The sequence below is a fragment of the Marinobacter mobilis genome (genome assembly GCF_900106945.1).
Taxonomy (GTDB): Bacteria; Pseudomonadota; Gammaproteobacteria; order Pseudomonadales; family Oleiphilaceae; genus Marinobacter; species Marinobacter mobilis.
In genome coordinates this window covers 1-13,094 of the sequence record NZ_FNNE01000018.1, presented here as the reverse complement: position 1 = coordinate 13,094, position 13,094 = coordinate 1, and the positions used below count along the sequence as shown (strand labels likewise).

The following is a 13,094-nucleotide window of genomic DNA, read 5'->3' as shown; positions in this document are numbered from 1 at the left end:
ATAGCGGCTGTTGGTGCTTGGTGAACGGTGTAAGGTCCTGAAACTATAGCACTTTCAGCCGCTTTCTTTTATCCCCTCATGAGAAATCCGGGCTAGGATATCGGGGGCTTGCCAAGCAAACGTTATTTAAAAACCTCTAACCGTTTAGTTGAGTAATAGATTGCCATCAGCACTGGTACGTCCTTGCTATAAAAAACTGTTTCACTAGCGCCGTACCTTTGATTCAATTGGTCAAGTGTCCTGATATCAATACCGGATGTCAGAACCCGCCTCCCATTTACATCTCCAACAAGCCTGAATCTCACTCTGTTTGATTTACAGACTGCCTGCAGTTTGAACTCTGAGTAGCCCGTTCTTGGATGCCACTTTCCAACGGCTTCAACAGTGACACTTCCAAGAGAAGAGGCCGAAAACATTAAGTGCTTGGTGTGATTTAACCAAGATTCAGTGATATACACCTCAACCCATAGCGGTCGCGGAAAGTCACAACCTTTTATTGTTAAGAGGATCAAGTTCATATTTATTGGCTCACTCCGGTGACTGGCTGCTTCGGTTGCCACGCAACATATTGCCTTCAACTCTGGAGCCTTCCGTTCACCAAAGATTTCAGTTCAGTATCCGGATCCTCTAGTAGTTCCGGGTTGATCGTTCTGCGTTGTTGAACGAGTGTCTTGCCTACCAAAAAAGCAAGGGGCAGGTTGACCGCGTCAACAGCAATAACACAGCCTTCGCGGAGATAGAACACGGCAAATCCTTTATCCTCGGGGCTGCCGCGAACCACTCGCTGATCATGATTTTGCGACAATCCTACCATCTGCAGACGAACATCGTACTGGTTTGACCAGAACCATGGAACGCTATCATAGGGTTTCTCCTCACCCATCAGGGTTGCTGCGGCTGTACGAGCCTGATCGACAGCATTGGCGACAGACTCGAGCCGTTGCATCTTCTCGAAGAAAAGATTCCGGTGCCGGGTGCAGTCACCGATCGCCAAGATGGCGGGGTCCTCGGTACGGGTAAATTCGTCAACAATAATACCGTTATCACAGGGCAGGCCGGCGCCCTTAGCCAGAGCGGTTTCCGGGATAACGCCAATCGACACAAGGACGATGTCGGCCGGTACGGTGCCTCCGTCCGCCAACGTCACGCCAGCCACATGCCCCTGATCGCCCTCCTCGAAGCCGGTTACCGCTGTGTTCAGACGTACGTCCACGCCGGCGCCGCGGTGTTTGTCGTAAAAGAACGCTGATATTTCCGGGCCCGTAACGCGCTGCATAAGGCGCTCGGCGGCTTCCAGCACCGTGACATTAACACCTTTTTTGTTGGCACTGGCCGCCACCTCAAGGCCGATGTAACCACCACCCACGACGACCAGGCGCTTTCCAGCAACTAACTGTTCACGCAGTACCTCTGAATCAGCTATGTCGTGCAGGTAATGAATGCCATTTAAGTCAGCCCCGGGCGCGTTCAGGTGTCGAAGGTGTGACCCGGTGGCCAGGACCAGTCGATCGTATTGCAGCCTGCTCTGATCCGACAAGCTGATGGTGCTACTGTCCCGATCAATTTGTTCGACGCGCACACCGAGCCGCAACTGATGGCCTGCGTTCTCGTATACCGAGCGCGGTTTCAGGTACAGCGACTCCTGATCAACATCTCCTGTCAGGTAATTCTTGGACAGCGGCGGTCGTTGGTAGGGCGGATGAGGTTCATTCCCCACCAGAACGACCTCATGTTGATATTTTTTTTGGAGTAAGGCTGTCAGGAGGGCACCTGCTGCGTGCCCACCGCCAACAATGACCGTCCTCTCTTTACGTTTGCTTACCATAGGCTATCTCTTTCGCTGTGCCCTGGGATTGGATTCTCCACACGTTCGGATGCCATCCTGGTCAATCGGTTAATTAACTGTTCGGTGTCAGTTTGACCATCAACCTGGAATAGCCCCGCACGAAGTTGGACTGCACCCGCTCGGGCTCTTCGACGACTTCGATGTTGTCAAAACGCTTGAGTATTTCTTCCCAGAGGATGCGCAGTTGCAGTTCAGCCAGACGGTTGCCCATGCAACGGTGAACCCCATAGCCGAACGACATGTGGTTTCGTGCGTCCTTGCGATCAATGATGAACTGATCGGGGTTGTCAAATTTGCGCTCGTCCCGGTTACCCGACGCGTACCACATGACAACTCGATCACCCTTCTTGATGGTCTGGCCGCCCAGTTCGACATCCTGCTTGGCGATTCGGCGCATATAGGCCAGCGGCGTTTGCCAGCGGATGATTTCCGACACCATGTTCGGAATCAACTCCGGTTTTGCCTTCAATTTTTCAAATTCCCTGGGGAATTCGTTCATGGCCACCAGGCCACCACTCATCGAGTTGCGCGTCGTATCGTTTCCGCCGACTATGAGCAGCGTCAAATTACCGATAAACTCCATCGGCCGATTGATCAGGTCTTTCGTTTCTTTGTTGCTCTGCAACAGGCTGATCAAATCGAAACCGGGCTCCTCGCCTGCTGCGCGGCGCGCCTCCTTGTCCCGCCAAAGCCTGGAGAAAGACCGGGCCATGTCTGCCGCGTCGTCAAACATGGCATTTTCATCGGCAAACTCCCCGCCGGTGGCCGATGCTGCACCTGCCATTCTGTCCGACCACTCAACCAGCTTGTGGCGTTCCTCGTAAGGGAAATCCAGAAGCGTCGCCAGCATGCGGCCTGTGAGTTCCTTGGAAACAGCAGGTACCCAGTTAAAGGGCTTGTCCAGAGGCAGGCTGTCAAGCACATCACCGGTGCGTGATCGGATCAGCCCCTCCATCTCCTTCAGGTTTTTCGGTGCCACTACTCCCTGCACCGAGCTGCGCTGCACATCGTGTTTCGGCGGATCCATCGCTATGAACATTTCCACCGACAGCCCCTCCGGAGGGTCACCGAGAATGATTTGCGGCTCGGCGGAAAACAGGTCGTGACTCTTATCCACGAACAGGATGTCTTCAAACCGAGTTACCGACCAGAAGGGGCCGAAAGGGCTGTTCTTCTGGTAATGGACCGGCGCCTCATCACGCAACCGTTTGAAATAGGCGCGCCACTGACCCTGCCGGTATAAAAACGGATTGCTGACATCGATGTCCTCAAGGGCCAGCGTGTTAACGTCCGGGATGGGTGTTTCAACGAATTCGGGCATCGGTCGGCGTGGGCCGAAGGTCTTCCTCTTGGCGCTCATTAAGAATTTCAGTCCCTGAATTTGCCTCTGCATCGGCACCACCCTGGAGGTGGCGTTAATCAGTCGGGACTGAATGTCGTCAAATGTTCTGGGCAGTGTTGGCATGCGTCCTCCTGTGTTCACATCTGGAACTCGGGTAAATGCACGGTCATGCCGTCCATTTCATCAGTCAGTACCACCTGGCAGCCCAGGCGCGAAGTGCTCGCCCGCTCCGGTGTCATTGACAGCATTTGTTCTTCCTCATTGCCAGGCGTGCCTGTCTTGCTGAACCATTCGTTCGTGACGATAACGTGGCAGGTACCGCAGGCGCACTCCCCCCCACAATCCCCGTCGATACCGGGAATGGCGCTATCAACAGCGATTTGCATTACCGAGGAACCAGCTTTGAATTCTGCGACATGTTCAGTTTGATCATGTTCGATAAACGTAACTTTGCCCAATGTTGTTCTCCTACCAGCATTGATGATTGACAGATATTGCCTGTCTGCCAGCATATTTTTCAGGTCATTTCTTGACAAGCAGGGGTCATTTGAAGACAAAATGGCGAAACTTTAGGAAGGGGGGTATCAATGATGGTGGCGCGGAAGAAAATGGAGGAGTTGCAAAGTCCCGGTCCGGATATTCCATCGAATTACTCACGGCTAGTTGCACGTGAGCTGAATCTGACAGCCAGACAACTTCCGCGTCTGCTGCGGGGCACTGGACTTGGGGTGACGCAATTTTTGAGCGAGGACGGACTGCTTACTGTGGCTCAGCAGATACAGATCCTGCGTAATGCAATGGATCTGTCCGGCCAGCCAGAATTTGGGTTAAGGCTGGGTAAACGAATGACTCCGGCAACCCACGGAGCAATGGGGTTCGTGGCTTACAGCAGCCCCGACCTCCTCACTGCTCTACACGCGATTCGGACATTCCTGCCCACGCGCGCGAGCTTCATCCAGTTGCACTTGCAGCAAGTCGGTGAGCGTTTGGAATGTATTCTGCAGTACCTGGGGCCATTAGACGATGACATACAGCGTTGCCTGTCGGATGCGATGCTCAAGGCACTTTTCGAATTCGGCGAGTTCATGGTTGGCCGCCCTTTGCGCGAGGCTGAAGTATGCTTTGCCCATCCGAAACCCGAGTATCACGCAACGTATTCGGACTTTTTGTCCGGGCAGATTCACTTTGATTGCAGCCAATTAAAACTCAGCTTGCCGATGGCCTTGTGTCGGGAACCAAACGCCTCTGCCAATCATGAAAACTATCATCTGGCCATGCGACAGTGTGAAGCCATGCTTGCGCAACTTCAGTCCGATAAGCCAAGCTACCAGACCCGGCTGAAGAAGATGATGTTGTCCCGGCCGCCGGGAACGCTCAATGAAGAGGAAGCGGCTGCCTCTCTGTTCATCAGCAAACGCACCCTGTCGCGTAAACTCAGCTATGAAGGCAGCAATTTTCGAAAAATCCGTGACGAGATTCTGTCTCAGCAGGCAGCGCTGTACCTGCGTGACAGCGAACTGTCAATCGAGGCCATTGCTGCGTTGATGAATTATCACGACAGTGCCAATTTCAGACGCGCCTTCAAACGCTGGTTTGGCCAGCCACCTGAGCAATTCAGGCTAAACGTCAGATCACACACCATCTATACACGTGATTAACAAACATAAACCGGCGCTAATTACGCTTGGGGAGCCAGTGCCTATGTTCGTACACTTTTCCTGATTACACCATCCATGATGACGTTCCAGACAAAATCACCAATGCCGTCGAGTGTATAGACACCTTTCGGATCAAACCAGGTTGCGACCCAGTTGAGCGCCCCGAGGCCGATTAGGCGAAGCAGGCGAGCATTGACATCCTTCCGAATCACGCCTTGCTCAATCATCGTTTCGATGATCTCGGCCCAAAGGGATTCATACTGGTCACGCAAAGCGATGATGTCCCCGCGGGCCTCCGCGCTCAGTGAACGCCACTCAAACAAAAGTACGTAAACCGTATCCGAATCAACCAGCAGGGCGTGCAAATGTGCGTTGATACAAAGACGCAATCGTTCCACGGGATCGTCCGAGCTGGCGTACGCGGTTTCAACCTCTGTTGTAACCAGGTCTACTCCCCGACGCATCAGCTCAACGAGCAGCGCTTCCTTGCTGCTGTAACGATAATACAGACTTCCGGGCAGCATATTGCAGGCTTCTGCAATCTCCTTAAGAGATGTCCTTTCAAAACCTTTCTCACGAAACAGCCGGGCGGCGTTAGACAAAACATTACCCTGATCGCCTAGTTTGCTTGCAGGGGTAATCTGTCTGTCAACCATGGCTTAAACACCTCCTGAGCAATCCCGTTTATTAATCATCAGAGCAGCCATCATTCGATTCGTTTCACTGATCGTACGCCATTACACCGGTGCCGTGCCATTTGGATTAACAAAGTGTTGACTTTTGGTTGGTTGACCAACCAAACTTTGGAAACAATGCTACTCACAAGAGAACGCCATGGCAATGACCTATGACAATCCACTGGTCCTCTACACTTCCGCCCCTGCGCGAAATGCATGTCAGACTGAGCGGATCTGATGAACGATCTGAACAAACTTCAGCACAGTGACGCTGTGACGACGGCGTGGCAGTTCACCGAACAGGTTCCTCACGGCAGGGATCTGGGCATGCAAGTTGTCTCGGTAGACCAGGGCCAGGTCTGTATGCGGCTAACCCCGCAGTCATGGATGTTCGCCCATAAGGATACAAAAGAAATCTGCACCAGCGTACTTTACTCGCTGGCAGACTCCGCCGGAGGCTTGGCGGTATTCGCGGGTGCCCTGGAGTTGATGCCCATTGCCACTCTGGATCTGCGCATGGATTATTTGCGGCCTGCCATCGGCGACCGGGCCCTGTCAGCGGTGGCCACCTGTCGTCATTTATCGGACGATGTCGCGTTTATTCATTGTGACATCCTTAGCGAGGGAAATCGCGAGTTACTAGCGACGGCAAACGCCACCTTCATGCGTAACACCCAGGGACAGCAATTGCATGCAGGTGGACGAGGAAAGGAGAGCGCATGAGCACGACTGGCGATTCGGCCCCACAAATCTCAGGCACTGCGGAAAGTGCGAAAGAATGTGCTGACTGGCAGGCTCTTCTGGAGCGCATTCCCTATGCACAGCACCTCGGGCTTGAGGTTCAGCGCGGTGATGCAGGCGTATTGGTTCATTTGCCGTGTCGTGAAGCGCTGATTGGCAACTTCATGCTACCAGCCCTCCATGGCGGCGTGCTTGGAGCCCTGATCGAACTCACCGCGCGGGTGGCTGCGCAAAGCCAGGATGCAGAGACACGTTGCCCGCGCATTCTCGACAGCCACATCAATTACCTCCGCTCCGCGAAGGCCCGATCGACGTTCGCCAGGGCCGACATTATTCGGCAAGGCAGGCGCACCAGCCTGGTCCAGGTGACCTGCTGGCAAGGCGATGATAAAAAACCGATCGCCACTGGTCAGGTTCAGTTATTGCTCCCGACAATGGCCGCCCAACAAGAAGACCGTCATGGACATTAAGCACAACACACCTGAACGCGACGAATTCCGGGCGACGGATGGCGCCGATATCGCACTGTGGCGCTGGCCGCAATCCAAAGCGCGCCCCACGCTGCACTGGGCACATGCCACGGGTTTCCATGGCCGCCTGTACCATCCACTGCTTGACGAGCTCGCCACGGACTTCAATGTCCTTGCCTGGGACATGCGAGGACACGGGGCCAGCGTTGGTGCAGCCAACCTGTCGACATTCCGGGGCTGGGAAATCTATTATCGCGACCTGATCGCTCTGCTGGAATGCCTGGACGAGCCGGTCTGGCTTGCCGGCCATTCCATTGGTGCCACCACCAGCATCATGGCCGCTGCCCGGCGGCCTGATAAAGTGCTGGGTCTGATTCTGGCGGAACCGGTGATCATGGACCCGATGCAGGGTCTGAAGTTGTGGTTGACGAAGCTGTTACGTCAGTCACAACGGTTGTCACTGGCCGCAGGAGCCGCACGTCGGCGCAGAGTATTCCAGTCGCACGCTGCTGCGCTAGAAAACTATCGTGGCCGCGGTGGCTTCAAGACCTGGCCCGAAGCATGGCTGAACGCCTACGTCCAACACGCCTTCGTGCCGCAGGGTGACCAAGTTCAATTGGCGTGTGCGCCCGAGTGGGAGAGCACCACCTTTGCCCATACCGAACACAACCCCTGGCCCGGTATTCGTCAGTTGCGGTGCCCGGTTATAGCACTGGCGGCGGAACGCGGGTCAACCTTCTCACCAAAGGCACAAAAACGCCTGAAGGCCCTGCTGCCTTCGGCTGACATAAGGATTCTTGAAGGCACGACCCATTTCCTGCCTATGGAACAGAAGGACACCGTTCGCGATGCCATCCTGCAACTAGCTTTAACTGGATGCCGCGAGAACTGATATCCACACCTTAATCTTGCCGATCGAGACATCTGCCATGCGCTTTCTGCTGACCCTGTTTATCTCGCTGCTCATTCTGTCAGGTTGTCAGCAGTCCGCGGAAACGCCTCCAGAGGCCCGCCCCCCTGTTCCCTGGGTAAAAACAGTGGAATTGAAGGAGGCAGGTCCAACATCTCAGAGGTTTTCAGGAACCCTGCGAGGCCGCCACGAAGTTCCCCAGGCCTTTCAGATCGCCGGCCGGATTCAACAACGTTTCATCGATCCCGGTCAGCGCGTGGAAAAAGGCGACTTACTGTTCAAACTCGATTCACGAGACCTTATCGCAACCGCGGAGGGGGCCGCCGCAGATCTGAGGCGTGCAGAAGCGGCCCTGGCCATTGCCACTAATGAGCTCCAGCGACAGCGGGAACTGGTAGGACGTCAGTTTGTCAGCGAACAAACCCTGCAACGCCTTGAACTGGCGGAGCGTGAAGCACGCAGCCAGGTGGAAACGGCTTCTGCACGAAATCAGCAGGCTCAGAATGCTCTGGGATATGCGGAACTAAAAGCCGCCAATGCAGGCGTGATCACCGAGGTCATCGTTGAGCCCGGCCAGGTTGTGGGTGTCGGTCAAACCCTTGCCGTTCTGGCTGAAGATCAATCCCTGGAAGTCGAGGTCTTTTTACCTCAGGGCAGCAACCCGCCCCGGCAAGGTTATGTTCCTTTACCCAATGGCGAACAGCTTGCGGTGAATCTGAGAGAGATTGCCGGGGCTGCCGACGCCAGAAGCCGGAGCTGGCGTGCCCGATACAGCCTGGAGGGGCCCTACCCTTCGTCTTTAACGCTTGGTTCAGTGGTGAGTGTCCGGCTGATGCAGAAACAAACCACGGCCAGCCATCGTGTACCGCTGGGTGCCCTTGATGAGAGAGGAGAAACGCCGCAGGTCTGGTTGGTCTCCGACGGCATGGTGACCCCCCTTGCGGTCGAGGTTATCGATTTGGGTGAGGAGTATGCGCAGATCCGGGCCAACATCAACGCGACTACGCCGATCGTCGCATTAGGGACACACCTGCTCACGCCTGGCATGGCGGTGCGGGAGCTGGCTCAATGAGCTTGCCTAATCTTTCCGCACTGGCAGTGCGCGAGCGTTCGGTCACTCTCTTTTTTCTTTTGATGTCCGTTGTTGCGGGCTTCTACGCGTTCTCATCCCTTGGTCGGGCGGAAGACCCTGCGTTCACCGTGCGGTCGATGGTGGTCTCTGTGGTTTGGCCGGGAGCAACCCCCGAGGTGCTACGGAATCAGGTGGCGGATCGTCTGGAAAAGCAAATCCAGGAAGTGGCGTATTTCGACACTGTTGAAACCACCATTCGGCCCGGACAGGCCACCATGCTTATCCGATTCCAGGATTATACGCCCAGTGAAAAAATGCCCGATCTCTACTATCAGGTTCGCAAGCGCATGTCCGATGAAAGCCTCAATCTCCCCCGTGGTGTCATCGGCCCCATCGTTAACGATGATTTCTCAGACGTGTATTTCTCCCTGATGGCCGTCACAGCACCGGGAATGCCAATGCGTGAACTGACCCGCGAGGCAGAAGAGATACGAGATCGCCTGCAACTGCTTCCCGGCTTGCAAAAGGCACAGATCCTGGCTGAGCGTCCTGAGCGGGTGTATCTCGAGTTTGATCAGGACCGGCTCAACAATCTCGGCTTGTCGGCAGAAGAAGTGTTGCAGGCGATAGAGGCCAACAATCGCCTTGAGCCTCTGGGCTTTGTTGATCTTGCCGGCCCGCGGGTTTATGTCCGCAGCAACATTGACCTGTCTGACCTTGAGCGCCTCGCCTCAGTACCTCTGCGTATCGGAGACCAAGTTATCACCGCGTCTGATCTGGCCGAGGTGCGTTTGGGCTATGAAGATCCGTTGAACTACATCGTCCGTTCCAGCGGTGAGGATGCGATCCTCCTGGGCGTCGTCATGGAGGCGGGCGAAAATGGCCTGGAGTTTGGTGAACGGCTCAGTAAGTTTGTCAGCACTGAACAGGCCAGGCTGCCCCTGGGGATGTCAATACAGACCCTGACCAACCAGGCTGAGGCCATCACTCAGGCCGTTGATCTTTTTCAGGTCAAGTTTCTGGTGGCATTGGTCGTCGTAATGGGCGTCAGTATTCTGGCGATCGGCCTGCGTGCGGGTTTAGTGGTGGGCATTGCGATTCCCGTTACTCTCGGGCTGACCTTTTTATTGATGAAAATAGCGGGCATTAACCTGGACCGCATCACCCTGGGCGCGTTGATTATCGCGCTGGGCCTGTTAGTGGACGATGCGATCATCGCCATTGAAATGATGATTGTGAAGATGGAGAGTGGCTGGGACCGGGTACGGGCAGCCAGTCATGCCTGGAGCGTCACAGCCGCGCCCATGCTGTCTGGAACGCTAGTAACAGTGGCCGGTTTTGTCCCCATCGGCTTTGCTCAGTCGGGTGTCGGGGAATACACCGGTAACATCTTCTGGGTGCTGGCTTTTGCGTTGCTGATTTCCTGGGGGGTGGCGGTCACCTTTACGCCTTATCTGGGCGTCAAGCTATTGCCCGATTACATCGGGCATACTGGCCAGGACCTTTACCAAAGCGCTTTTTATCAGCGGTTGCGTGGGGTGATTGCAGCGTGTGTAAGGTACCGAAAAACCGTCGTTTTTCTCACAGTGGGTTTACTGGCTCTCAGTGCTTTCGGTATGGCAACCCAGGTACAGAAGCAGTTTTTTCCCAGTTCTGATCGCCCCGAGGTTCTGATCAGTGTCTATGCTCCGCAGGGGAGCGCTATTGCCACCACGGATCAAAGCGTCAGACGCCTCGAAGCGATATTGATGGACATGCCGGAGGTTAAAAGCCTGTCCGCTTACATCGGTGCCGGTGCACCCCGATTCTTCGTATCGGCAAACCCCGAGCAGCCGGACCCGGCGTTTGCCAAGTTGATTGCCATCGGGCAGGACGTTGAAGGGCGCGATCACATCATCTCGACGCTGGAGGCCAAAATCGCGGCGGGTGAGTTTCCTGAGGCGAGAGTGCGTGTAACGCGTTTGCTGTACGGCCCGCCGGTGGCCTGGCCGGTCAGTTTTCGAGTGTTGGGTCCGGAACCCGATCAACTCAGAGAGATCGCGCACCAGATTCGGACTCTCATGACCGGGCATCCGAACATCGTCATGCCGCACCTCGAATGGGATGAGCGTGTGCCCACGCTCTATCTTGAGTTGGACCCGGAAAACCTGGGCTGGATGGGCCTGACCCCGGCAGAGGTTGCACGGCAACTCCAGTTCCAGCTTCGCGGCGTGGCCGTTACCGAGTTACGCCAGGGCATAAGGAGCGTTCAACTGGTGGCGCGTAATGCCCGCGGTGAAATCATGATGCCCGAAGATCTTGAAATCAAAACCCGCGACGGCCGCAAACTCTCCGTAAAACAACTGGGGCAGTGGCAGGTTCGTTATGAGGAACCGGTTATAAAGCGTTACAACCGCGCCCCCTTCCTGGCCGTTCAGGCGGATGTGGAAGGCGCCCAGCCACCGGATGTCACCAAAGAGATCTGGAGTACGATGGCAGGCCTGCGTGAACGGTTACCGGACGGTTATCGTATTGAAATTGGCGGTACGGTGGAGCAATCCGCCAAGGCCAACGCCTCCATTCAGACTTTACAACCGGTGATGTTGGCGTTGATGCTGATTTTCATCATGCTTCAGATGCGTTCATTTATCGGCACCTTGACCGTTCTGGCCACCGCGCCATTGGGACTCATTGGCGCTGTGCTGGCTTTGCTGTTGTTTAATCAACCTTTTGGCTTTACCGCGTTGTTGGGGCTCATTGGCCTGGGCGGTATCCTGATGCGAAACACCATGATTCTGACGCAGCAGGTGCAGGACAACTTCACAACTGGGATGGCTGCCCGGGAAGCCGTGGTCGAGGCAGCCGTCCAACGCGCCCGCCCCGTGGTACTCACTGCCCTGGCGGCCGTTCTGGCGTTTGTACCTCTGACCTTTGACCTTTTCTGGGGGCCGCTCGCTTATGTGCTTATAGGGGGCGTAGCAGTCGGCACTCTGATCACCCTACTGTTTGTTCCAGCGCTTTACGCACTCTGGTTTCGGTTAGAGCAAAAGTGAGCCAGGTGTTTGAGCTCCGAAGTAATCCTTACATAGCCGACGAAGCCAGAACCGGGAAATTCAGGGGTTACTTGCCCCTTCCCGTGAAATGAATTGCCCCGGTCCCCGGAGACATTCAGAATCGGTAACTCATAAAAACACCAGTGTAGGCTTGGGTAGCCTCCCCGATATCACTGACAATCGGGCTATCCTCTGCATCGCCGGTTAATTGTGACACCCCGGCGGTCGCGGTGACCGACCATTGCGCAGACAACGAATAGGTCAAACTGCCTGTCAGGCCATACCGGGCATAGCCATCAGGGCTATAGGAGGCCAAGCCGGAGCGGGCACTTTCCGTATCGGAAATACCAAACCTATCGTCTGTCCAGTCATCACTGCTGTAGGTCAGGTTCGGCCCCAGGGAGGCAAACCATTGATCGCTGAACTGGTTCCGCCATCGTGCCTTAAGCACCACCTGATAGCCATCGACATCGCCGGTGAAGGGAGATTGGACGGCTGCGCTGTACAACCATGCGTCGTGATTGTAAGCAACGCGCAAGCCGGCGATCGCGCCGCCATCAATCTTGTCCAGGCGTTCAAGATCCTCATCATTGTCGCGCCCCAGAATGCTGACATACCTTCCGCTACGGCGACTTTTTGGTGGCCGGCCAGAAATGATGAGACGGCTGCCCGCACAATTTGTTCAATCTGTTCAGTATAAACTAAACGTAACACAATTAATGATTGACAGCCATCCATGATGGAATTGTCCTGCGCCGGTGGAATTTGCGGAACGCTCCCGTTCTAATCTTGTCGCTTGCGTTTGAAAAATGTCTCGGGTTCAGGAATTTTTGAGGTTGGCGGAATTTTCCATAACCCGCTCAAAAACACGCAGGGCGACTTCCAGGTCGGTATTTTCAATGCCTTTCAGCATCTCCTCTCGCAACACATTCGCCCGCTCATTCAGATCGCTCATAAAGCGCTCATCGGCATGGGTAAGATACAGCAGCCTGGCGCGCCGATCACGCTTACAGGGCCGGCGTTCAATCAGACCCTGCTCCTCGAGGCTATCAAGCAGGCGGACCAATGTCGGATTTTCGATGGTCATCAAATGGGCTAACTCCCGCTGGGTCAATCCTCCACCACCACGCTGTAGGCAAACCATGGTGAACCAACGAGCCTGGGTAACCCCCAGGTCTTTCAGGCGCTCATCCAATAACTTGCGCCAGCGCCTTGCTACCCGGGCATTGGCGAAAGGAAACTGATCTCTAGCCCGGATTTCTCATAGGTCCCCAGCAAGTCTCGCAGACTGTGCGGGTTACCGCCATTACCGCTCATTGGCGGCCGTGACTGATCAATAATCGATC

Annotated in this window: 12 protein-coding genes; 6 read left to right on the top strand and 6 right to left on the bottom strand. The window is 55.2% G+C overall.

What is annotated here, in order from left to right:
* Nucleotides 1–574: 574 nt before the first annotated feature.
* The 3 genes from BLV11_RS18015 to BLV11_RS18005 form a co-directional block, all read right to left on the bottom strand.
* A complete protein-coding gene (locus BLV11_RS18015; protein ID WP_091817890.1) occupies nt 575–1,825 on the bottom strand; it encodes an NAD(P)/FAD-dependent oxidoreductase in 1,251 nt (416 codons plus the stop codon).
* Between the two features lie 73 nt (nt 1,826–1,898).
* The gene (locus BLV11_RS18010) at nt 1,899–3,311 is read right to left on the bottom strand and encodes a cytochrome P450 (protein ID WP_022988824.1); all 1,413 of its coding nucleotides are present in this window, start codon (nt 3,309–3,311) and stop codon (nt 1,899–1,901) included.
* A gap of 14 nt (nt 3,312–3,325) precedes the next feature.
* Entirely contained in the window at nt 3,326–3,724 is a 399-nt protein-coding gene (locus BLV11_RS18005; RefSeq protein WP_319802629.1) for a 2Fe-2S iron-sulfur cluster-binding protein, read from the bottom strand.
* A gap of 51 nt (nt 3,725–3,775) precedes the next feature.
* Here BLV11_RS18005 and cypR point away from each other — a divergent pair, with 51 nt between their 5' ends.
* Nucleotides 3,776–4,846: a transcriptional regulator CypR gene (gene cypR, locus BLV11_RS18000; RefSeq protein ID WP_228285755.1), complete on the top strand. Its 1,071-nt coding sequence runs from the start codon at nt 3,776–3,778 to the stop codon at nt 4,844–4,846.
* Nucleotides 4,847–4,887: 41 nt separating this feature from the next.
* On the opposite strand, the gene BLV11_RS17995 is transcribed toward cypR, so the two are convergent.
* Nucleotides 4,888–5,502, bottom strand: a complete 615-nt coding sequence (locus tag BLV11_RS17995; protein WP_011784139.1) for a TetR/AcrR family transcriptional regulator — start codon at nt 5,500–5,502, stop codon at nt 4,888–4,890.
* 258 nt (nt 5,503–5,760) lie between these two features.
* Here BLV11_RS17995 and BLV11_RS17990 point away from each other — a divergent pair, with 258 nt between their 5' ends.
* From BLV11_RS17990 to BLV11_RS17970, 5 genes are read left to right on the top strand one after another with little or no spacing between them, the layout of a single operon-like run.
* Complete coding sequence (locus BLV11_RS17990; RefSeq protein WP_022988827.1) at nt 5,761–6,246, top strand: PaaI family thioesterase; 486 nt, start codon at nt 5,761–5,763, stop codon at nt 6,244–6,246.
* A complete protein-coding gene (locus BLV11_RS17985) occupies nt 6,243–6,734 on the top strand; it encodes a PaaI family thioesterase (protein WP_022988828.1) in 492 nt (163 codons plus the stop codon). The genes BLV11_RS17990 and BLV11_RS17985 overlap by 4 nt, the downstream gene beginning before the upstream one ends.
* Nucleotides 6,724–7,626: an alpha/beta fold hydrolase gene (locus BLV11_RS17980; protein ID WP_091817887.1), complete on the top strand. Its 903-nt coding sequence runs from the start codon at nt 6,724–6,726 to the stop codon at nt 7,624–7,626. The genes BLV11_RS17985 and BLV11_RS17980 overlap by 11 nt, the downstream gene beginning before the upstream one ends.
* A 37-nt stretch (nt 7,627–7,663) precedes the next feature.
* Complete coding sequence (locus BLV11_RS17975; protein WP_091817893.1) at nt 7,664–8,716, top strand: efflux RND transporter periplasmic adaptor subunit; 1,053 nt, start codon at nt 7,664–7,666, stop codon at nt 8,714–8,716.
* Nucleotides 8,713–11,748, top strand: coding sequence for an efflux RND transporter permease subunit (locus tag BLV11_RS17970; protein WP_091817884.1), 3,036 nt, complete (start codon nt 8,713–8,715; stop codon nt 11,746–11,748). The genes BLV11_RS17975 and BLV11_RS17970 overlap by 4 nt, the downstream gene beginning before the upstream one ends.
* A gap of 115 nt (nt 11,749–11,863) precedes the next feature.
* Here BLV11_RS17970 and BLV11_RS17965 read toward each other — a convergent pair whose 3' ends face one another.
* Together BLV11_RS17965 and BLV11_RS17960 are read right to left on the bottom strand one after the other, a co-directional pair.
* Entirely contained in the window at nt 11,864–12,352 is a 489-nt protein-coding gene (locus BLV11_RS17965; protein WP_227716183.1) for a MipA/OmpV family protein, read from the bottom strand.
* A gap of 216 nt (nt 12,353–12,568) precedes the next feature.
* Nucleotides 12,569–13,006, bottom strand: coding sequence for a MarR family transcriptional regulator (locus BLV11_RS17960; protein ID WP_091817880.1), 438 nt, complete (start codon nt 13,004–13,006; stop codon nt 12,569–12,571).
* Nucleotides 13,007–13,094: the final 88 nt, after the last annotated feature.

Coding starts and splice junctions, on each gene's coding strand:
- BLV11_RS18015 (WP_091817890.1), bottom strand. CDS start 1,825: ATGGTAAGCAAACGTAAAGAGAGGACGGTCATTGTTGGCGGTGGGCAC.
- BLV11_RS18010 (WP_022988824.1), bottom strand. CDS start 3,311: ATGCCAACACTGCCCAGAACATTTGACGACATTCAGTCCCGACTGATT.
- cypR (WP_228285755.1), top strand. CDS start 3,776: ATGATGGTGGCGCGGAAGAAAATGGAGGAGTTGCAAAGTCCCGGTCCG.
- BLV11_RS17995 (WP_011784139.1), bottom strand. CDS start 5,502: ATGGTTGACAGACAGATTACCCCTGCAAGCAAACTAGGCGATCAGGGT.
- BLV11_RS17990 (WP_022988827.1), top strand. CDS start 5,761: ATGAACGATCTGAACAAACTTCAGCACAGTGACGCTGTGACGACGGCG.
- BLV11_RS17985 (WP_022988828.1), top strand. CDS start 6,243: ATGAGCACGACTGGCGATTCGGCCCCACAAATCTCAGGCACTGCGGAA.
- BLV11_RS17980 (WP_091817887.1), top strand. CDS start 6,724: ATGGACATTAAGCACAACACACCTGAACGCGACGAATTCCGGGCGACG.
- BLV11_RS17975 (WP_091817893.1), top strand. CDS start 7,664: ATGCGCTTTCTGCTGACCCTGTTTATCTCGCTGCTCATTCTGTCAGGT.
- BLV11_RS17970 (WP_091817884.1), top strand. CDS start 8,713: ATGAGCTTGCCTAATCTTTCCGCACTGGCAGTGCGCGAGCGTTCGGTC.